The 19,281-nt window shown below is 28.2% G+C and carries 24 protein-coding genes; 17 read left to right on the top strand and 7 right to left on the bottom strand.

Annotated elements, in window-relative coordinates:
* Window positions 1-38: 38 nt before the first annotated feature.
* Complete coding sequence (locus G6N05_RS04055) at window positions 39-1,883, top strand: alkaline phosphatase family protein (RefSeq protein ID WP_166125265.1); 1,845 nt, start codon at window positions 39-41, stop codon at window positions 1,881-1,883.
* 62 nt (window positions 1,884-1,945) lie between these two features.
* Here G6N05_RS04055 and G6N05_RS04050 read toward each other — a convergent pair whose 3' ends face one another.
* A complete protein-coding gene (locus tag G6N05_RS04050) occupies window positions 1,946-2,521 on the bottom strand; it encodes a helix-turn-helix domain-containing protein (protein ID WP_166125264.1) in 576 nt (191 codons plus the stop codon).
* Window positions 2,522-2,861: 340 nt separating this feature from the next.
* Here G6N05_RS04050 and G6N05_RS04045 point away from each other — a divergent pair, with 340 nt between their 5' ends.
* The gene (locus G6N05_RS04045; RefSeq protein WP_166125263.1) at window positions 2,862-3,140 is read left to right on the top strand and encodes a DUF3817 domain-containing protein; all 279 of its coding nucleotides are present in this window, start codon (window positions 2,862-2,864) and stop codon (window positions 3,138-3,140) included.
* A gap of 39 nt (window positions 3,141-3,179) precedes the next feature.
* Window positions 3,180-4,448, top strand: a complete 1,269-nt coding sequence (locus G6N05_RS04040) for a mechanosensitive ion channel family protein (RefSeq protein ID WP_166125262.1) — start codon at window positions 3,180-3,182, stop codon at window positions 4,446-4,448.
* Window positions 4,449-4,459: 11 nt separating this feature from the next.
* Here the strand turns inward: G6N05_RS04040 and G6N05_RS04035 are convergent, their stop codons facing one another.
* Entirely contained in the window at window positions 4,460-4,864 is a 405-nt protein-coding gene (locus tag G6N05_RS04035) for an NUDIX domain-containing protein (protein WP_166125261.1), read from the bottom strand.
* Between the two features lie 31 nt (window positions 4,865-4,895).
* Here G6N05_RS04035 and G6N05_RS04030 point away from each other — a divergent pair, with 31 nt between their 5' ends.
* Both G6N05_RS04030 and G6N05_RS04025 read left to right on the top strand, forming a co-directional pair.
* The gene (locus G6N05_RS04030; protein WP_166125260.1) at window positions 4,896-5,291 is read left to right on the top strand and encodes a glyoxalase; all 396 of its coding nucleotides are present in this window, start codon (window positions 4,896-4,898) and stop codon (window positions 5,289-5,291) included.
* Window positions 5,292-5,297: 6 nt separating this feature from the next.
* Complete coding sequence (locus tag G6N05_RS04025) at window positions 5,298-5,711, top strand: thiol-disulfide oxidoreductase DCC family protein (RefSeq protein WP_166125442.1); 414 nt, start codon at window positions 5,298-5,300, stop codon at window positions 5,709-5,711.
* An 87-nt stretch (window positions 5,712-5,798) separates the two neighbouring features.
* Here G6N05_RS04025 and G6N05_RS04020 read toward each other — a convergent pair whose 3' ends face one another.
* Window positions 5,799-6,968, bottom strand: coding sequence for a proline dehydrogenase family protein (locus G6N05_RS04020; protein ID WP_166125259.1), 1,170 nt, complete (start codon window positions 6,966-6,968; stop codon window positions 5,799-5,801).
* 186 nt (window positions 6,969-7,154) lie between these two features.
* Between G6N05_RS04020 and aroB the strand changes: the two genes are divergently transcribed.
* From aroB to G6N05_RS04000, 4 genes are all read left to right on the top strand, one after another.
* Entirely contained in the window at window positions 7,155-8,225 is a 1,071-nt protein-coding gene (gene aroB / locus G6N05_RS04015) for a 3-dehydroquinate synthase (protein WP_166125258.1), read from the top strand.
* A 94-nt stretch (window positions 8,226-8,319) separates the two neighbouring features.
* Window positions 8,320-9,735, top strand: coding sequence for a type III PLP-dependent enzyme domain-containing protein (locus G6N05_RS04010; RefSeq protein WP_166125257.1), 1,416 nt, complete (start codon window positions 8,320-8,322; stop codon window positions 9,733-9,735).
* A gap of 4 nt (window positions 9,736-9,739) precedes the next feature.
* The gene (locus G6N05_RS04005) at window positions 9,740-10,714 is read left to right on the top strand and encodes a deoxyhypusine synthase family protein (RefSeq protein ID WP_166125256.1); all 975 of its coding nucleotides are present in this window, start codon (window positions 9,740-9,742) and stop codon (window positions 10,712-10,714) included.
* A gap of 86 nt (window positions 10,715-10,800) precedes the next feature.
* A complete protein-coding gene (locus G6N05_RS04000) occupies window positions 10,801-11,196 on the top strand; it encodes a DNA primase (RefSeq protein WP_166125255.1) in 396 nt (131 codons plus the stop codon).
* A gap of 38 nt (window positions 11,197-11,234) precedes the next feature.
* Here the strand turns inward: G6N05_RS04000 and G6N05_RS03995 are convergent, their stop codons facing one another.
* The 3 genes from G6N05_RS03995 to G6N05_RS03985 are packed head-to-tail and all read right to left on the bottom strand — an operon-like array spanning window position 11,235 to window position 13,412.
* Window positions 11,235-11,747, bottom strand: a complete 513-nt coding sequence (locus G6N05_RS03995; protein ID WP_166125254.1) for a DinB family protein — start codon at window positions 11,745-11,747, stop codon at window positions 11,235-11,237.
* A 45-nt stretch (window positions 11,748-11,792) separates the two neighbouring features.
* Window positions 11,793-12,272 (bottom strand): Lrp/AsnC family transcriptional regulator, encoded by a 480-nt coding sequence (locus G6N05_RS03990; protein WP_091313834.1) that lies wholly within the window; start codon window positions 12,270-12,272, stop codon window positions 11,793-11,795.
* Window positions 12,273-12,293: 21 nt separating this feature from the next.
* Entirely contained in the window at window positions 12,294-13,412 is a 1,119-nt protein-coding gene (locus G6N05_RS03985; protein ID WP_166125253.1) for a M14 family metallopeptidase, read from the bottom strand.
* A 286-nt stretch (window positions 13,413-13,698) separates the two neighbouring features.
* Here G6N05_RS03985 and G6N05_RS03980 point away from each other — a divergent pair, with 286 nt between their 5' ends.
* Entirely contained in the window at window positions 13,699-14,205 is a 507-nt protein-coding gene (locus G6N05_RS03980; protein ID WP_166125252.1) for a helix-turn-helix domain-containing protein, read from the top strand.
* Window positions 14,206-14,240: 35 nt separating this feature from the next.
* On the opposite strand, the gene G6N05_RS03975 is transcribed toward G6N05_RS03980, so the two are convergent.
* Window positions 14,241-14,789, bottom strand: coding sequence for a 1-acyl-sn-glycerol-3-phosphate acyltransferase (locus G6N05_RS03975; RefSeq protein ID WP_166125251.1), 549 nt, complete (start codon window positions 14,787-14,789; stop codon window positions 14,241-14,243).
* A gap of 50 nt (window positions 14,790-14,839) precedes the next feature.
* On the opposite strand from G6N05_RS03975, the gene G6N05_RS03970 reads away from it, so the two are divergent.
* From G6N05_RS03970 to G6N05_RS03940, 7 genes are all read left to right on the top strand, one after another.
* Window positions 14,840-15,505, top strand: coding sequence for a spermidine synthase (locus G6N05_RS03970; protein WP_225875122.1), 666 nt, complete (start codon window positions 14,840-14,842; stop codon window positions 15,503-15,505).
* 18 nt (window positions 15,506-15,523) lie between these two features.
* Window positions 15,524-16,240 (top strand): potassium channel family protein, encoded by a 717-nt coding sequence (locus tag G6N05_RS03965; RefSeq protein WP_166125250.1) that lies wholly within the window; start codon window positions 15,524-15,526, stop codon window positions 16,238-16,240.
* A 148-nt stretch (window positions 16,241-16,388) separates the two neighbouring features.
* Window positions 16,389-16,682 (top strand): hypothetical protein, encoded by a 294-nt coding sequence (locus tag G6N05_RS03960; RefSeq protein ID WP_166125249.1) that lies wholly within the window; start codon window positions 16,389-16,391, stop codon window positions 16,680-16,682.
* A 94-nt stretch (window positions 16,683-16,776) separates the two neighbouring features.
* Window positions 16,777-17,229 carry a hypothetical protein gene (locus G6N05_RS03955; RefSeq protein WP_166125248.1) on the top strand — a complete coding sequence of 151 codons (453 nt, stop codon included), beginning with the start codon at window positions 16,777-16,779 and terminating at the stop codon, window positions 17,227-17,229.
* 21 nt (window positions 17,230-17,250) lie between these two features.
* Complete coding sequence (locus G6N05_RS03950; protein WP_166125247.1) at window positions 17,251-18,219, top strand: YitT family protein; 969 nt, start codon at window positions 17,251-17,253, stop codon at window positions 18,217-18,219.
* 1 nt (window position 18,220) lies between these two features.
* Window positions 18,221-18,784: a DUF6642 family protein gene (locus G6N05_RS03945; protein WP_166125246.1), complete on the top strand. Its 564-nt coding sequence runs from the start codon at window positions 18,221-18,223 to the stop codon at window positions 18,782-18,784.
* A gap of 98 nt (window positions 18,785-18,882) precedes the next feature.
* A complete protein-coding gene (locus G6N05_RS03940; RefSeq protein ID WP_166125245.1) occupies window positions 18,883-19,233 on the top strand; it encodes a hypothetical protein in 351 nt (116 codons plus the stop codon).
* The last annotated feature ends 48 nt before the right edge of the window (window positions 19,234-19,281 follow it).

The raw sequence follows: 19,281 nt of genomic DNA, 5'->3' as shown, positions 1-19,281 counted from the left end.
ATTTTACAAATAATATAAATTTAGAAATATAAAAAATCATGAAAACAAAATTATTTTTATTTGTCTTTTTGAGTACATTGTGTGTAGCTCAAACAAAGAAAGTTTTATTTATTGGTATTGATGGTTGCCGACCAGATGCATTAGAATTGGCTAATACACCAAATATCGATTTGTTAAAAGCACAATCTATTAGAAGTGATGATGCTTTATGTACCTATGAAACCTTGAGTGCTAACGGATGGAGTAGTATGTTAACAGGAGTTTGGAATAATAAACATAAAGCTTTCACAAATTCTTTTACAGGTGCTGACTTTGTAAGTTATCCATCAATTATTTCCCGAATTGAAGCAATTAATCCAGCTTTAAGAACAATTTCTAACGTGCATTGGGCTCCAATTAATAGTACAATAATAGGAGCGTGTGATGTTAAAAACACGGTTACTACAGATTTAGCGGTTAAACAAACTTCAGTAAATGCATTAACAAGTGATAATCCAGATTTATTATTTGTTGCTTTTGATGATGTTGATCATGCTGGTCATGCCGCTGGTTTTTCTCCAACGGTTCCATCTTATTTACAAGCTATTGAAGCCACTGATGCTTATATCGGTGAAATTTTAACAGCTTTACAAAATAGACCTACTTATGCAAATGAAGATTGGCTAATTATTGTAACTACTGATCATGGCGGAACTTTAGCAAACGGACATGGAGGTGGAGAATTAACCGAAAGAGATATTTTTACCATTTTTTCGAGTCCACTTCTTACACCAACCGTTTTAACAAAATCTATAGTTACTAGTAATCAAACTATAAATACAACAAATTTAAACGCTAGTGCTTATGCTTCACCAATTAATCAAACGCCTTTTAATTTTGGTTCAAACCAAGATTTTACAATTGAATTTTGGGTAAAACCAACAAGCTATACAGCTGATGCTCCTATGCTAGGTAATAAAAATTGGAATAGTGGAACGAATAAGGGTTTTGTGTTTTCTGCTCTAAACGGAGGGTTTTGGAAGTTTAATATTGGAGACGGAACAGATAGAAAAGATATTAAAGGTGGAAAATTAGTAATTAATGAATGGATGCATATTGCCGCATCATTTGACAGAGACGGATTAATGACTGTATACGAAAATGGAGTGGTAGTTGGTTTTCTTAATATGGTTAATATTAATGATATAAATAGTGGTTTACCATTCATTATTAATCAAGATGGTACAACAACTTATAATTTTAAGTTTTCTGGAATTTATAAAGATATAAGAGTTTGGAATTCGGTTATCCCAAATAATGTCTTAATTAATTGGGCAACTCAACCTATTACAGCTTCACATCCAAATTATAATCAATTAGTTGCTAACTGGACTTGTAATGAAACTACTGGAACTTCTTTACTTGATAGTAGTATTAATGCAAATAATGCAACTATTACTGGAGCTGTAGCAAGATATTCAGATGTAAATGTTGCATTATCAATTTATGATTATTTAGCTACAACACGACAAACTGATAATGCCATTGCGGCTCTTGATTGGTTATGTATTCCTGTTCAGACTTCTTGGAATTTAGATGGTGTAAGTAGAGTACCGAGTTGTACAACTTTAAATCAAGATAGCTATGATAATAAAAACAGTCAATTTTATATTAGTCCAAATCCAGCCAATGATTTAATTCAGATCAAATTTTCATCTACATCGGAAAAAATACTTTATCGTATTTTAGATATAAATGGAAAAGTTATTTTAAATGACAGTAATTCAAGCAATTCATCAAGTTTTGAATGGCAATTAAACGTATCTCATTTGAATCAAGGCATGTATATTCTTGAAATTAAGGATGGAAACCGAGTGTACACAAAAAAGTTTTTAAAGAAATAAAAAAGATAAAATAAAATTAAAATGTCGGTTCAATTATTTTGAGCCGACCTTTTTTTTATGGTTTAATTTTTATCAGAATAGAAGTAAAGTACTAACATTGTACATTTTTTTTCAGAATTGTTAATAGGAACGTGAGGAAATTTTCCATTAAAATAAAGTGAATCACCTTCTTTTAATTCTACTTGTTCATTATCAATTATGTAGGTAACTTCACCATCTAAAATGTACTTAAATTCCCAAGCATCTGTTATAACTTTATCTCGTTTTGATCCTGGTGCAATTGTTAATAAAACGGCTTCAAAACCAATAGCATTTAAACTTTTATTGAATATATGTAAATAACTAAATCCTTCAGCTTCAACTTCTTTTTCTAAAATTTGTTGGTTTTCTTTAGGTATATGAATGTATTTAGTATTTGATTTTTTTTCGACACCTTGAAAAAAATAACTAGCATCTATTTCTAATGATTGAATTAATTCTAATAAAACAGGTAATGATGGAATTGTTCTTCCATTTTCAATCCTAGAAATTAAACCATTACTAACACTAGCTTTATTGGCTAATTCGTTAATAGTTAAATTGTTTTTTTTTCTAATGTCTTTAATTCGTTTACCAATACCTATTAAAAAATCACTCATTTCGGTTTTTATTTTTAAAATTCAAATGTAATAGTTTTGCGGATAAGTATGTTTAATTTTAAATTAAATATTTAGAAATCCCTTTTCATTTATAATAACTATAATATTTTGATTGTTGATTTTACTTTTAATAATTTTCATCTATGCAATTTTAAAATAAAATTACATATTTATTTTTTAAACCGAAGGGAAATAATTTAATATGAACAATATTTGCAGTACTTCTTATTTTACATAATGTATATTATAGTTCAAATATAATATTTTAAAATTATCATAAATACTGCGTTAATTGCTAAACATTATTTAGTTTTGTATAAAATATAAATTTACACATAATATGTTTAACTGGTTTAAAAGAATCGCACTACTTGAAGGAATTTCGTATTTAATTTTAATTTTTAATATGTTGGTTTTAAAACCAAACTATTTTGAAACTTATAAAATGATTTTGAAGCCTTTCGGAATGGCTCACGGAATTTTATTTATCTTATACATAATTTTAGCGTTTTTGCTTAAAGAAGAAAAAAATTGGAATCTTAAAAATTTCGCCATTATATTATTAGCTTCATTAATTCCTTTTGGAACTTTTTGGGTGGATAAAAAATATCTTAGCTAAAATTTCGATATTCAAAAAAAATAAAAACTATTTGAAAATATGAAAGTTTTCGACCTAGCAGAACCTTTATTAAAAAAAAATGATTTTGGTGCAGATTTTACTTTGTATATAAATTTGTTCATCAATCTCTTTGTATTGATGTTATTGGCTTATGCTATTGATTATTTGGCTAAAAAAGTATTGATAATTGGTTTGGCAGTTGTTGCAACGTATACAAAATCAACGTTTGACGATTTTTTAGTCGCTAATAAAACCGCAAAATATATTGCGCATTTAGTTCCATTATATTACATCAGTAAAAAAATTCCAATAGTTTTAGATGATTTTGTGTATTGGGAAAATTTGTTCGGAAAAAGTGTCAAGATTTTCATTATCGTTTTATCACTTTTTATTGTTCGAAGTATATTTAATTCTCTTAAAGATTATTTAAAAAGCTTACCAAAATATAACGACAAACCTATTGATAGTTACATTCAGGTAATTATGATCGTGTTATGGATTTATGCTTTAATTTCTATTGTTTTATTACTTTTTGATACGAAAAAGAACGTTTTATTAACGGCTTTTGGGTCTATTTCAGCTTTAATTATCTTAGTTTTTAGAGATACGATTTTAGGATTTGTGGCAAGTATTCAGGTAACTGTGAACGATATGGTTCGTATTGGTGATTGGATTACAGTTGACAAATTTGGCGCTGATGGAGAAGTAGAAGAAATTAATTTGGCTACAGTAAAAGTTCGAAATTTTGATAACACGACTTCCACTATTCCAACTTATAGTCTAATTTCGGATAGTTTTAGAAACTGGCGAGGCATGATAAATTCTGACGGAAGACGAATTAAAAGACACATTTTAATAAAAGGCGCAACAGTAAGATTTATTACGAATGAGGAATTAGAATCGTTCAAACGCATTCAATTTGTAGCGAGTTATATTGAAAAACGTAAAGCTGATATTGATAAATTTAATATTGCGAATAACATTGATAAATCATTAAATGTAAATGGTAGAAATATCACCAATTTAGGGCTTTTCAGAAAATACATTCAAAAATATATTGAAACACATCCTGGCATAAATAAAGATATGCAATTGATGGTTAGACATTTACAACCTACAGAAAAAGGAATTCCATTAGAAATTTATTGTTTTAGTAAAGATAAAAAATGGGAAAACTACGAATATATTATGGCCGATATTTTCGATCATATCATTGCTTCTATTCCGTATTTCGATTTAGAATTGTTTGAAGTACAACATGTTAAGTCCGATAAGTTAAATTTGTTAGATATAATAGATACAGAATAATCAACTCAATTTTATAAAATTGAGTTGATTATTTCTAAATGATCAAAAGCTAATTCTGGTAAATCGTTTATGGAAAACCATTTTGTTTCTTTCGCATCATCTTTAGCTTTTACAATTTGATTGTCAATTAAATAGGTTTGATAAGCAATAGAAATCATATGTCCGCGCGGATCACGATTTGGAGTTCCGAAAGCGCCTATTTGAATCATTTCATTTGTTTCAATATTAGTTTCTTCAAAGAGCTCTCTCCTAGCCGCTTGTTCTAAATCTTCATTTTCATCAACAAATCCGCCAGGTAAAGCCCAACAATCTTTAAAAGGTTCGTTCAAACGTTTGATTAATAAGATTTCGTTTGATATTTTGTTAATAACTAATACATCAACTGTTACAAAAATTTTAGATACATATTTAGACATGAGAGTTTTTTTTGTAAATTTAAAATAAAAAATGATAGAACGTAGCCAATTTCTTTTGCCACTTAAAACTGTAAAGTTTGGAGATGAAAATGTAGAATCATTAAGTGAGGAATATTTTCAAAATAATACACTTCGACCAATTCTTAAATTGCAAAACGATTTATTAATTGAGGTTTTTAAGAATTACGCTGTCAAACAAAAGAATACCTTTTTTGAGCTTTCTCCAGATAAAAAGGAAAAGTATATAGAAAATGTTATTCAGAAAGATATCAAGTTCAGAAATTCATTAAAAGGAATGATTATCGCTTTGTTTAGTGTAGAAGAATATTTAGATTACATCAAGAATTCTTCCAATTTAAATAAACGAATGATGACTATGTTAATGGAAAGATTAAAAAGTCAGGTTCAAATATTAACAAATAATTAAATGGAAATAGATAGTTTACCAAAAGATAAAAAAATAATTCTTTTTGACGGAGTTTGTAATTATTGTAATGATAAAATTAATTTTATTATAAAGAATGACAAACAAGATGTTTTCAGATTTGTGGCATTACAAAGCGAAACCGGACAAAAAATCATCAAGTATTTAGGAATTGATTCTTCTATTGACAGTATTATTTTATACGAACCTGGTTATGCTTATTTTATTAAGTCGGAAGCCGTTTTTAGAATTATAAAACACTTATCTTCATCAGTTCGATTACTGTTGTTTTTCAATTTTATTCCAACAAGTATTAAAAATATTTTTTACGATATAATTGCGAAAAACAGATACAATTGGTATGGTAAAAAAGAAAGTTGTATGATGCCAACAGAAGAAGTCAAAAGAAAATTTATTTCATAAAAAATCCCGTCTAGTTCCAAAACTAGACGGGTTTTTATAAATGTAGGCCTTATTTTAAATTAAATAGTATTAATAATAAAACACGAACTATTTCAATTTTCTTCTATTTCTTTCGGTAATTATTAAGGTTAATTCTCTACCTGTTTGTCCTGCAACTGATGTATTTTCCTGAGCACGTCTAATTAAGTATGGCATAACGTCTCTAACTGGTCCAAAAGGCAAATATTTTGCCACATTATATTCGTTTGCAGCCAAGTTATAACTGATGTTATCACTCATTCCATACAATTGTCCGAACCAAATTCGGGAATCATTTTTAGAAATCCCTTTTTGTTGCATTAAGTCCATTAATAAGTACGAACTTTCTTCATTATGAGTTCCAGCAAAAACAGCCATTTCATTAATATTGTCTAACATATATGATAATCCAGCATTGAAATTAGCATCAGTAGCTTCTTTGCTTTCGCAAATAGGATTTTTGTAACCTTTCTCTTCAGCACGTTTCGCTTCTTTTTCCATGTAAGCACCACGAACTAACTTCATTCCAATGTGATACCCTTTTTCTTTTGCTCTTGTATGTAAAGCTTTTAAATAAGGAACTCTATCCCAACGATATAATTGTAAGGTGTTAAAAATCAATGCTTTTTTCGTATTGAATTTCTCCATCATTTTCTCTACTAAATCATCAGCAGCATCTTGCATCCAAGTTTCTTCACCATCAATTAAAATCTGAACATCATTTTCAAAAGCATATTGACAAATTTTTTCAAAACGTGCCACTACTCTATTCCATTCATTTTGTTCGCTTGAAGATAAAGGTAATTTTGCACCAACTTTTTCGTATAAATCAATTTTTCCTAAACCAGTTGGTTTGAAAACCGCAAATGGAATGGCTTTATTTTCTTTAGCAAAATCAATCGTTTTCAATGTCATTTTTAAACAAGCGTCAAACTGCTCTTCTTCTTCTTTACCTTCAACAGAATAATCTAAAACAGAAGAAACACCTTTGGTATACATATTTGCTACCACTTTTAAACAATCTTGCTCACTTACGCCTCCACAAAAATGATCAAAGACGGTTTTTCTAATTATACCTTCTACTGGTAAATGAAATTTTAAAGCAAAATTTGTTAATGAAGTTCCGATTTTTACTAATGACGGCTTCCCAATCATTTGAAATAAAAAGTGTGCTCTGTTTAATTCAGAGTTAGATTTTAGCGAAAATGCGTTTTCTGTATTGTTAAATATTTTTTCCATTTTATTGTATGAAATGAGTATTAATCTAAATTTATTGTAAATACTATTATTGTTTACGAATTACATGTGTCAGAAAAAAAAACAATTGAAAAGTCACATGAAAATTTAGGAATGCAAATATACTTATTGAAGTAATGATTTCTCCTTTTTTTTAATTTATTTTGCAAAGAATTTATAAAAAAATCTATGGATCCTATTCAAGCCAATAATTATTCTATTTATTTTAATGATGATAGTTTTGTTTATTTAGAAAACCTTCTAAAAGCAGAAACCTATTCCAAGATATTCGTTTTAGTTGATGAAAATACGAACGAAAATTGTTTGCCTTATTTTTTGTCAAATTTACCAACTGAAATTGATATAGAAATTATTGAAATTGAAGTCGGTGAAGAAAATAAAAACATCTATACTTGCCTTGATTTATGGCATACTTTAATTGAATTAGGTGCGGATAGAAAAAGTATCATGCTAAATTTAGGCGGTGGCGTAATCACTGATTTAGGTGGTTTCGTAGCGTGTACCTTTAAAAGAGGAATCGATTTTATAAATATCCCAACTACTTTATTGTCAATGGTTGATGCTTCAATTGGTGGTAAAAACGGTGTCGATTTAGGAAACTTAAAAAACCAAATTGGTGTGATTAAAGAACCAAAATCTGTTGTTGTAATTACTAAGTTTTTAGAAACTTTACCTTCCAACGAAATGCGTTCTGGTTTAGCTGAAATGTTAAAACATGGATTAATTTACGATAAAAAATATTGGGATAAATTAAAAAACTTAAATGATTTAAATACTGATGATTTAGATGTTCTAATTAAAGAATCAATTGAAATAAAAAATAAAATTGTTTCTGAAGATTTAACCGAAAATGGGATTCGAAAATCATTAAATTTCGGACATACTTTAGGTCATGCTATTGAAAGTTATTTCTTGGAATCTGAAGATAAAAAAGCATTACTTCATGGTGAAGCTATTGCGGTTGGAATGATTTTAGAAAGTTTTTTATCCTTAAAATTGAATCTGATTTCAAATGAAGAATACGCCGAAATAAAATACATCATTACCGATGTTTTTGAAAAGGTTGATTTTAACGATGTTGACATTCAAAAAATTATAGATTTATTAATTTTCGACAAGAAAAATGAGTTTGGAAAAGTACAATTTGCATTACTAAATAAAATTGGCGAAATTAAAATTGATCAAACTGTAGATAACTCGTTGATTTTATTAGCGTTTGAAGATTATTTACAGAATTAATTTTTTTTTAAATTACATCTATTTTTAGCAATATTATTTTTACTTTTGCTAATTGTTTTTGTACTGATTTTTCAATTAAACTTTTATTTATTCAATGAATACAAAATATTCCGATCTAATAAACCAGACTTTCTATTTTCCGCAAGAAGAATTTACTTTAAATAAAGATAATTTGCAATTTCATGGCATTGATTTAATGAAATTGGTTGAACAATATGGAACGCCTTTAAAGTTTACCTACTTGCCTAAAATTTCTGAGAATATCAATAAAGCCAAAATGTGGTTCAGAAATTCGATGGAAAAACATGGTTACGAAGCAAAATATTTCTATTGCTATTGTACAAAAAGTTCGCATTTTGAATTCATTTTAAATGAAGCTTTAAAAAACAATATTCATATTGAAACGTCTTCAGCTTTCGATATTAATATCGTTGAAAACTTAATGGAACAAGGTAAAATTAATAAAAATTCATTTATTGTTTGTAACGGTTTCAAACGTGATCAATATATTACAAATATTGCTCGTTTAATTAATAACGGTCATAAAAACACCATTCCAGTAATTGATAATTATGAAGAATTAGATTTACTTCAAGAACAAATTGATGGTAAATTTAAAATCGGAATTAGAATTGCTGCGGAAGAAGAACCTAAATTTGAGTTTTATACGTCTCGTTTAGGTATTGGTTATAAAGATATTGTGCCATTTTACAGAAAACAAATTGCTGATAATAAAAAGGTTGAGCTTAAAATGCTTCACTTTTTCATTAACGCAGGTATTCGTGATACAGCTTATTACTGGAACGAATTAGTAAAATGTTTAAAAGTATATATCGCTTTAAAAAAGGAATGTCCGTCTTTAGATAGTTTAAATATTGGTGGTGGTTTCCCTATCAAAAACTCTTTAGCTTTTGAATACGATTACCAATATATGGTAGATGAAATTCTAAATCAAATCAAAATTGCTTGTGACGAAGCAGAAGTTGATGTACCTCATATTTTTACAGAATTTGGTTCATTCACCGTTGGTGAAGCTGGTGGTGCCTTATACCAAGTTTTATATCAAAAGAAACAAAACGATAGAGAAAATTGGAACATGATTGACTCATCGTTTATTACTACATTACCAGATACTTGGGCTATTAACAAACGTTTTGTGATGTTAGCGGTGAATCGTTGGAATGATGTTTATGAAAGAGTACTTTTAGGTGGATTAACCTGCGATGGTGACGACTATTACAATTCGGAACAACACATGAATGCGGTTTATTTACCAAAATATAATAAAGAAAAGCCATTATATATAGGGTTTTTCAACACAGGTGCGTATCAAGAAACAATTGGAGGATATGGTGGATTAAGTCACTGTATTTTACCACAACCCAAACACATTTTGATTGATAAAGATAAAAACGGAATTTTTGCAACAGAAGTTTTTTCTGAACAACAAAATGCCGAACAAGTTTTAGACATTTTAGGATATAATAAAAAAAAGAACGAAAATATATAATACAATGAGTAAAGGACCAATAAGTCAGTTTGTAGAGAAACATTATTTACATTTTAACGCTGCGGCTTTAGTTGATGCGGCTAAAGGATATGAAGAACATTTATTAGACAATGGTAAAATGATGGTAACTTTAGCAGGTGCGATGAGTACGGCTGAGTTAGGGAAATCATTAGCTGAAATGATTCGTCAAGATAAAATTCATATTATTTCTTGTACTGGTGCGAATTTAGAAGAAGATATTATGAACTTAGTCGCTCATAATTCATACAAAAGAATTCCAAATTATAGAGATTTAACTCCAGCTGAAGAAAGAGATTTATTAGACAATCACTTTAATAGAGTTACAGATACTTGTATTCCTGAAGAAGAAGCTTTCCGTCGTTTACAACAACATTTATTCGATATTTGGAACAAAGCAGACAAATCTGGAGAAAGATATTTTCCACATGAATTCATGTACCAAATGATTAATTCTGGAGTTTTAGAACAATACTACGAAATTGATCCAAAAGATTCTTGGATGGTTGCTGCAGCTGAAAAAAACTTACCAATTGTTGTACCAGGTTGGGAAGATAGTACAATGGGTAATATTTTCGCATCATACTGTATTAAAGGAGAACTTCAACCGTCAACAACAAAAAGCGGAATTGAATACATGATGTGGTTGTCAAAATGGTATCCTGAAAACTGCGCTGGTAAAGGAATTGGTTTCTTCCAAGTTGGTGGTGGTATCGCTGGAGATTTTCCAATTTGCGTAGTACCAATGTTATATCAAGATATGGAAATGCATGATGTACCATTTTGGAGTTATTTCTGTCAAATTTCAGATTCAACTACAAGTTATGGTTCGTATTCTGGTGCCGTTCCAAATGAAAAAATTACTTGGGGAAAATTAGATATTGACACACCGAAATTTATTGTAGAATCTGATGCTACAATTGTGACACCACTAATATTTGCTTACATCTTAGGTTGGTAATAAGAAAAAAAAAAGTTTAAAAAAAATTTAAATTTTAATATTTCAATACTAAATTTGACACTTAAATTGATTAAGGCACGCAACAAATGAAAAGAGTAATTGTAGAGTACGCAAAGTTAACAAACGAGATTTTAAACTTACTAGTTGAAAAGTTTCCTGACGGATATGATGATTCGGATATTATTCGTTTCAAAAATGCTAAAAATGAGACTATTGAAGCAGTTGAAGTAAAAACGGAGGACACTATTTATTTGGTAAAAGTAAGTATGAAGTTGGCAGATAGAATTGAAAACTTCGATGAAGATGATGATTTATTCGCACCAGAGGAAAGTTTAGATGCTTTAAAAGAGTTAGAAATTGACGATGATGGAGATGATGAAGATGAAAAAGAAGAAAAAATCGAGTTAGATGACGAAGAAGATGCTGATGGAAATAAAATCAGTGACGATTCAGATGATGATGACGAAGACGACGAAGATTAAAACATAAAAAAATCCCGATTATTTTAATCGGGATTTTTTTATTTCAAATATCTCACTTTTATAATATTGATGTGATGTATTTCATGACCAGAGATTATAAAACCAATTGCTCTAACAGAAGCAGGTGCATTATTCGCCTGACCAACATTTAAAAGCATTTTTTCTGAAAAACTTTTAAATAAATGAATCGTTGCTAATTTTACAATTTTATATTCTTCAATTAAATCTTCAATAGTTCTGCTATTTGCATGGGCAACTTCTGCATAATCATTTTCTTCATAGCCAGGAAGATTAATAGCATCGAAACGAGCGAATCTTAAAGCTCTGTAAGCGAATATTCTTTCTGTATCAATAATGTGTTGCAAAATATCTTTTGGTGTCCACTTCCCTACTTCATATTGATATTCTAATTTATCAGCTGGAATTGATTTAAAAAAATCACACGTAGCTTCTAATTGATGCTCTAAATTCAGAATTAAATTATCAGTAGCATTTAATGAAATGTAATAGCCGTAATATTCTGAATATTCGTTGTGGTTTAAATGTATCATAGTTATATAAAAAAAAAGGCTTTCAAAAATGAAAGCCTAAATATATTACAATTCTTTGAAGATTGTATGCATTAATCGTTTTTTGTCGTTAATGCTTTCTTCTAATGAAATCATTGTTTCTGTTCTGTAAACTCCGTCAATGTCGTCAATTTGGAAGATAATGTCTTTTGCGTTTGCTGTATCTTTCGCTCTAATTTTACAGAAAATATTAAATTTTCCAGTCGTTACTGAAGCAACAGTTACATATGGTATTTCGTTAATTCTTTCTAATACAAATTTTGTTTGAGAAGTACTTTGTAAAAAGATACCTACGTATGCAATAAAAGAATATCCTAATTTTTCATAATCTAAGGTTAATGAAGAACCTTGAATGATTCCTGCATCTTCCATTTTTTTAACTCTAACATGCACCGTACCAGCAGATATTAATAGTTTTTTGGCAATATCCGTGAACGGGATTCTAGTATTGTCAATTAACATATCTAAAATTTGGTGATCTACTTCATCTAATCTAAACTTACTCATAATCAATATATTTAATCTTTTTTATATTCTAATTTTTATAGTGTCGCCAATTTTAGGAAAGTTTCTATTTTCAAATTCAAATAAATCATTTTTAAAATCAATAGTTTGATGTGCATAAAAATCATCTAAATTCTCTACTTGAATAATCTCAGGAATAAACTCAATTTCGTCATTCTTCAAAACTTCCTTATATTGAGCTGCAAATTTAATGATTTTTTCTACATTATTGTCAATAATTTTGACATTTTTGAAAATAAAATCATAAAAACATTTGTTATTTTGATAAATATGCAAATATTTGTTAAAATTTGGTTCTACTATAACGTTTTCGACTATAGAAGAAATCGCAGATTTTATGGAAATAAAAACATATTTTCTTACAACATCTCTCTGATAATCATTGTGATAATGTCCCGCTTCAAACAAAATTGTAGGATAACCTTTATTGGTAAAATAGTCACCAGTGCAGTTTATATTAAAGGAATCATCAAATCTACCCACTTGATTAGGAATAAATTTTTGAAGTTCATTATTTATTCCAACAATAACTTCGGCAGCTTTCTTTCTAACAACGTTAAATTCTCTTTCATTATTGTACGAAGCTGTTAAAAAAGACATAGTTGCTGGTTTTTTCGATTCTAACAAACCAAAAATAGTACGCTGATCATGTAAATTGAAACAATAATCTGGGTTGAAATCTTCTAAAATCTTTCTTAATATTTTGCTTTCCGGTTGTGAACAATCTAAAGCATCTCGATTTAAGTCGACTTTATTCGCATTTTCACGTGTATATAAAATCGCACCATCCGGATTTAAAATTGGTAGTATATATAAGGTGTAGTTTTTTGTTATGTTTTCAAACTCCTTTTTATCTAAATTCAAATAGTTTAAATAATCGATTAAGCCTTTTGTTGTTGTCGATTCGTTTCCATGCATTTGTGACCAAACCAAAATTTTAGTTTTTCCTTCACCAAATTGAATAGCTTTTATAGGATTATTTTCGACAGAAAATCCAACAGTAGAAATTTTAAAACCAGAATGTAAAGTCTCTAAAAAAGGATTAATATGATTCATAGTAACATATCGTCCTAATATATTACTGTATAAATATTCAGTTGCTAATTGTAAATTATCTTTCATGTTACAAATGTAAATATATTTGGTTTTACATTTGTAAACTAATAAACAGAACTAGTTGTAAACAATTGTAAACAATAATAAATGAAGAATAGTTTGGTAAATTGACAAATGTAAATAAGTTTAATTGTTTAAACATAAATATATAATTATTAGGTAGTTGTATGTATTTAAATAAACTTATTATTTATGTTTTTTTGAGTTACTATAAGGATATTTACAATTGTAATTTGCCATTATGTGATTTATTTTATTACATTTGTAAACATAATTTACAATTTAAATTACCATGATAAATACAGACGATTTTGTAAAACGATTAGAAACCATTTTTGATTATTATGGACTAACTGCTTCTTCATTTGCAGATAAAATCAACGTGCAACGTTCGAGTATTTCTCACCTATTATCAGGAAGAAATAAACCTAGTTTAGATTTTATTCTAAAAGTTATAGAGAATTTTCCAGAAGTAGAATTATTATGGCTGTTAAATGGAAAAGGAAATTTTCCAAAAGGAGAAAATTCTAATTCTGAAAAAATTGACACTACTCCTATTTCAAAAATCGAAAATGAAGAAGAAATAAATTCACCAGATTTATTTTCGAATAATGTGCCGATATCAGAAAATGAAAAAAATCCTGTATTTGAAAATAGTTCTAAAAATTTTTCAAATACGGAAGTTTTCAATACTCCGATAAATTCTTTAATTAGTAATTCTGATATTGAGCAAATTGTAATTTTTTATAAAGACGGAACTTTTAAAACATACGTACAAAAAAATCCCAACCTGAAATAAATCAAGCTGGGATTATTTTTTAAAAAAATTTTGCTCTAAATAAAACTGTTTTCAGCTACCTTACCTTTTACATTTTTAAATAAGCTTTCTAAATATTTAGAATCTTTTTCAAAATCATTTGTAACGGTAAATGGTTCAAAAACAATTACTTGTTTATTCGCATAATCAAAACCAATAGGAATAATTGGAAGATTGGCTTTTTGAGCGATATAGTAGTAACCCGATTTCCATTGTGTCACTTTTTTTCTGGTTCCTTCTGGAGATAAGGAAAGTCGTAATACGTCTTTAGTTTCGAATATTCTTGCTATCGCATCAACTTTGTTTTCTGTTTTACTTCTGTCTAACGGAATTCCGCCCATCCATTTTAAATAACCACCTAAAGGAAATTTGAATAATTCTTTCTTAGCTAAAAAATTAATTTCTACAGGATAAGTTCCTCTAAAGAAAACGCCAATAAAAAAATCGAACCAACTTGTGTGTGGAACGACAATCATAATGCATTTTTTTATATTTGTATCGAAAGTGCCTTTTACCTTCCAACCCATTAAAGTAAAAAATATAAATCTGTAGATAATTTGTTTCATTCTTATAAATTTGCATGACAAAAATATAGTATATTTACTTAAATCAAAGCATGATGTTTAAAAAAATACTCAGTTACTTCTATCCTATCACCGTTTATAATAAATCTTCAAATATTAGTAAGTCCATAGAAGTGACCTTGTATAATGGAAAAACGTTATTAAATACTAAAAATACGAATTATTCTTACGGCAGTTTACAATCTGTTCTAAAAAAAGGACTTTTAACGATTGGTCAATCGGAAATAAGTAAAATGAATAGTGTTTTGGTGCTTGGTGTCGCTGGCGGAAGCGTTGTAAAAACTCTAATTACTGATTTTGAATTCACAAAAAGTATTACTGGTGTGGAGTTAGATCCTGAAATAATTGAAATTGCGAATTCATATTTCGACTTAGATAAGGTTACTAATTTTAAATGTATAATTGACGATGCAGAACAGTTTGTTGCAACTAGTACGGATAAGTTTGATTTAATCATTATCGATATTTTTAAAGATACAGAAATGCCGGAATTTTTATTTGAAGAAAGATTTATTAATTCTATTAAACAAAGACTTAATATAAATGGTTATATTATCTTTAATATGATGATTTTAGATGCTTCTAAAAAATATAAAATTCAAAATTATTTAAACCATTTTGAAGGAGAAAACTATTCTAAAAATGTATTGAAAAATGTTGAGCGCTATAATGATTTGATAATTATTAAGAGTTTATAAGATATTAAACCCAAAAAAATGAAAAGATTTTTAAGACAACTTCTACTAGGAAAGATCACAAAAAATGATAAACCTCGATTAAAAGTAAATCCCATTAAAAAAAGAATATTAAATATAAGAGCGATTTGGAATAACGATCATCAAGACGATAATGGAATTGAGAAAATATTCAGGTTGTTTTTATCGATTTCACAACTGCTTTTTCCTGGAGTTTATATCAAATATTGGGTTTCTAAACGAAATTTCGAGTATCAAGATATCGCTATGGATATTTATATTTTATTGAAATTGTTTTTTCCTGTGCTAATTTTAAAAAATCATTGGCAAGAACATACTATTCTAATTTACATTATGGTTTATGTTTTGTTAGAAACGGTTTTATACATTCCAACTTTAATTTTTGCTTCCGACATGTTATCTCGACCACGTTCATATAAACGTTCTATGATGCTTTTGTTTTTAAATTATCTGGAAATTGTTTGCGCTTTTGCTGTTTTATATACTTTAGGAGACAATATGAACAAACCTTTTACAAGTTGGTTTGATCCAATTTATTTTAGCATAATTACATCCAATTCAGTTGGTTATGGAGATTTTTATCCTATAACTACATTTGCAAAAGTATTAGTTAGTATTCAGGCGATGTTTTTCTTGTCGTTTGTGGTTTTATTTTTAAATTTCTTTTCTTCAAAAGTAAAAAGTAAAGGCTATTTCGATCATGAAAGTGAAATATAAAGTATTAAAATTATCCTAAATTACTAGGTTTGATTAGTTCTTTACAGTTATAAAATCTATTTTTGGCAAAGTGAGAAATACCTTAAAAATATCATTTGTAATCCTTTTCTCTGTTATAAGCTACTTTGTTATCAGTAACTTACAACAGATGGATTCTCGTATTATAGAAATTCCTCAACAAGAACAAACTGATAAAAAAGAGATTCACACTATAGATTCTCCAACAATTTTAAGTGATAATTTAAATAGAACGTTACAACTTCACTTTTTTACAGCAAAAACAAAAATAGCTAAAGCTTTTTATAACATTCATTTTATAAAAGCTATAAATAAGAAAAAACAAAACAAATCGGTTTTAGCCAAAAATCATTTTTCTTATACCATTATCCCTATTAGTTTTAAACAAACTGATATTATATTCCCTTTCCATAATTTTTGGTAATTAATTATACATTTTAGCAATAAAACAAGTTTGTAAGTAGTAAAATATAACACTTACAAAAAGCAATGTATCATTAATTTAAAATTTAAAAAATATGGATTCAACATCCTTAACAATTGGCATCATATTATTAATAGTATGTGTGTTACCGTTTATATTATTCAGTGTAAATAACAGTAAGAAACGTAAAAAAAGAATTCAAAATTTAATTAAAAAAGCACAAGAAAATAACGCTACTATTCAAGAAAAAGACGATTGGAATCAGTCTATAATTGGAATTGACAAAACAAATAAAATGCTTTTTTTCTCTAAAAAATCAGAAGAATTTGATAAATTTATCTCCATCAACATTTCGGAATTATTAAAATGTCGAATTGAGAGAACTGAAAATAAGCATAACGTATTAGAAAAGTTGGAGTTAGAGCTCACATTCGCTAGCAGACCAACAATAGTTTTAGAATTTTTCAATAAAGACGAAACCCGATTAATACTAAACGAAATTGAAATTATTCAGAAATGGCAAACACTGTTGAATAAAATCACATAATTATTCTTAAAAAAACATAAAATGAATTCATTTTTAAAAAATTTAGTTCTTAAACTCATAATTCGCGATGAATCGATCGATCGAAGTAAAATATCAGATTATATTTTCGCGAAAGCCTATAAAAAATTTAGAATTACAGTAAAACATAATATTAAGGATGTTTTCTTGATTTTATTAGGAATTTTATCTGCATCCTTTGGTTTTAAGGCCTTTTTATTAACGAATCATTTTATTGATGGTGGCGCTACAGGTATTTCTTTACTTGTAGCTTCACTAACTAATATTCCATTATATGTACTTATTATTTGTGTCAATTTGCCTTTCGTATTTTTAGGTTATAATGTAATAGGAAAACAATTTGCCTTTAAAACAGCCTTTGCAATTGGCGGACTTTCCCTTGCGTTAGCCACTTTAACTTTTCCAAACATCACAGACGATAATTTATTAGTAGCTGTTTTCGGTGGATTTTTCCTTGGAGCCGGAATTGGTTTTGCCATTAGAGGTGGCGCTGTTATTGACGGAACTGAAGTTTTAGCCATTTATTTAAGTCGAAAATTTGGAACCACAATTGGTGACGTAATTATTATTATTAATATCCTTATTTTTGGAACAGCGGCTTATTTCTTAGGAATTGAAGTTGCTTTATATTCGATGATTACTTATTTGGCGGCGTCCAAAACACTTGATTTTATTGTAGAAGGTATTGAAGAATATATTGGTGTAACAATCGTTTCATCTCACAATGAGGAAATTAGAGAAATGATTATCAACACAATGGGTCGTGGTGTTACGGTTTACAGCGGTAAAAAAGGATATGGAAAACGTGGTGAAACTAAAGAAACAGATATTGTTTATACAGTAATTACCCGATTAGAATTAAATAAATTAATGACCGAATTAGATAAAATTTCACCTTCTGCTTTTGTAGTGATGAATAGCGTAAAAGATACTCGAGGTGGAATGATTAAAAAACGACCATTGAAGCATTAGTATGGAAGAATTAGAACAATTTGTATTTTGTTTAGAAGCCGTTTCCGATGTTGAAACTTTGGAAACAACAGAAATTCAAAAGCAATTAGAAAGTTTAGCATTACATCATGGAATTCCCAATATTTATAAAGCTTGTGATACGATTGAAGGTTTAGAAGAAAGTTTGTCTGCACTACTCTACGATGATCATAATTTTAAGAATTATGAAATTATTTATTTGGTGATGGAAGGCGAAGATAATTCCATTTGTATTTATGATTACTACTATAGTTTAGATGAAATTGCCGAACTTTTTGAAGGAAAAATGAAAGGAAAAATTGTCCATTTCGCCAATACAAAAACTTTAGAATTAACTAATGATGAAGCACAATTTTTCTTAGATGTTACCGGTGCAAAAGCGATTTCTGGCTATGGAGAAAAATTTAGTAATTTAAAAAGTTATCAATTAGATCAAGTCTTTTTTCAACTTTTTCAGGAAAATGATGATATTACCGAAGTGGTAGAAACTCTTTTTGAAAAACATTATGCGCTTTGTAAATTATTAGATTTCAGATTGTATTTTTAAGCTAAAACCCTATTAATGTGATAGATAATTTTGCAAATCAACATTAAAAGCATTTATTTGTAATACTATAATATTGCTAAAAACATAAATTGCACCCAATGAAAAAAAATCTACTACTTTTATTCTTAGTTTTTGCATCTGTTGTTTTTGCCCAAGAAACGGCAACAATTGAAAACATTACTTCATTTGAAGGAAAAACAATAACCATTTGCGAAAAAGTAACGGGAATTCATGAAACCAAAGGTGAAAACGCAGTACTAAATTTCGGTAAAGCTTATCCTAACAATGCCTTTTCAATAATTATTTTTAAACGTGATAGAGAAAAATTCTCTTATAATCCGTTAGAATTTCTAAATAGCAAAACCATTTGCATTACTGGAACGGTGATTATGTATAAAGGAAAGCCAGAAATCGTTATTAAAAATGAAGCAGAGATTGTGATAAGGTAGATCAAATAATAATTTAAGCCATATAAAATTTAGTATACATAAAAAAAC

This window comes from Flavobacterium bernardetii, from assembly GCF_011305415.1.
GTDB classification, from domain to species: Bacteria; Bacteroidota; Bacteroidia; order Flavobacteriales; family Flavobacteriaceae; genus Flavobacterium; species Flavobacterium bernardetii.
The sequence above is the reverse complement of the archived record's forward strand: the minus strand, read 5'-3'. Positions and strand labels throughout refer to the sequence as shown.

Bases quoted from the DNA above. Each gene is read 5' to 3' on its own strand.
- G6N05_RS03990 (WP_091313834.1), bottom strand. From the start codon at position 12,272: ATGAGTAAGTTTAGATTAGATGAAGTAGATCACCAAATTTTAGATATG.
- G6N05_RS03965 (WP_166125250.1), top strand. From the start codon at position 15,524: ATGAAAAGATTTTTAAGACAACTTCTACTAGGAAAGATCACAAAAAAT.
- G6N05_RS04045 (WP_166125263.1), top strand. From the start codon at position 2,862: ATGTTTAACTGGTTTAAAAGAATCGCACTACTTGAAGGAATTTCGTAT.
- G6N05_RS03955 (WP_166125248.1), top strand. From the start codon at position 16,777: ATGGATTCAACATCCTTAACAATTGGCATCATATTATTAATAGTATGT.
- aroB (WP_166125258.1), top strand. From the start codon at position 7,155: ATGGATCCTATTCAAGCCAATAATTATTCTATTTATTTTAATGATGAT.
- G6N05_RS03975 (WP_166125251.1), bottom strand. From the start codon at position 14,789: ATGAAACAAATTATCTACAGATTTATATTTTTTACTTTAATGGGTTGG.
- G6N05_RS04050 (WP_166125264.1), bottom strand. From the start codon at position 2,521: ATGAGTGATTTTTTAATAGGTATTGGTAAACGAATTAAAGACATTAGA.
- G6N05_RS03995 (WP_166125254.1), bottom strand. From the start codon at position 11,747: ATGATACATTTAAACCACAACGAATATTCAGAATATTACGGCTATTAC.
- G6N05_RS03985 (WP_166125253.1), bottom strand. From the start codon at position 13,412: ATGAAAGATAATTTACAATTAGCAACTGAATATTTATACAGTAATATA.
- G6N05_RS04020 (WP_166125259.1), bottom strand. From the start codon at position 6,968: ATGGAAAAAATATTTAACAATACAGAAAACGCATTTTCGCTAAAATCT.
- G6N05_RS04030 (WP_166125260.1), top strand. From the start codon at position 4,896: ATGATAGAACGTAGCCAATTTCTTTTGCCACTTAAAACTGTAAAGTTT.
- G6N05_RS03950 (WP_166125247.1), top strand. From the start codon at position 17,251: ATGAATTCATTTTTAAAAAATTTAGTTCTTAAACTCATAATTCGCGAT.
- G6N05_RS04010 (WP_166125257.1), top strand. From the start codon at position 8,320: ATGAATACAAAATATTCCGATCTAATAAACCAGACTTTCTATTTTCCG.
- G6N05_RS04000 (WP_166125255.1), top strand. From the start codon at position 10,801: ATGAAAAGAGTAATTGTAGAGTACGCAAAGTTAACAAACGAGATTTTA.
- G6N05_RS03940 (WP_166125245.1), top strand. From the start codon at position 18,883: ATGAAAAAAAATCTACTACTTTTATTCTTAGTTTTTGCATCTGTTGTT.
- G6N05_RS04040 (WP_166125262.1), top strand. From the start codon at position 3,180: ATGAAAGTTTTCGACCTAGCAGAACCTTTATTAAAAAAAAATGATTTT.
- G6N05_RS04055 (WP_166125265.1), top strand. From the start codon at position 39: ATGAAAACAAAATTATTTTTATTTGTCTTTTTGAGTACATTGTGTGTA.
- G6N05_RS03980 (WP_166125252.1), top strand. From the start codon at position 13,699: ATGATAAATACAGACGATTTTGTAAAACGATTAGAAACCATTTTTGAT.
- G6N05_RS04035 (WP_166125261.1), bottom strand. From the start codon at position 4,864: ATGTCTAAATATGTATCTAAAATTTTTGTAACAGTTGATGTATTAGTT.
- G6N05_RS03970 (WP_225875122.1), top strand. From the start codon at position 14,840: ATGATGTTTAAAAAAATACTCAGTTACTTCTATCCTATCACCGTTTAT.
- G6N05_RS03945 (WP_166125246.1), top strand. From the start codon at position 18,221: ATGGAAGAATTAGAACAATTTGTATTTTGTTTAGAAGCCGTTTCCGAT.
- G6N05_RS04005 (WP_166125256.1), top strand. From the start codon at position 9,740: ATGAGTAAAGGACCAATAAGTCAGTTTGTAGAGAAACATTATTTACAT.
- G6N05_RS03960 (WP_166125249.1), top strand. From the start codon at position 16,389: ATGGATTCTCGTATTATAGAAATTCCTCAACAAGAACAAACTGATAAA.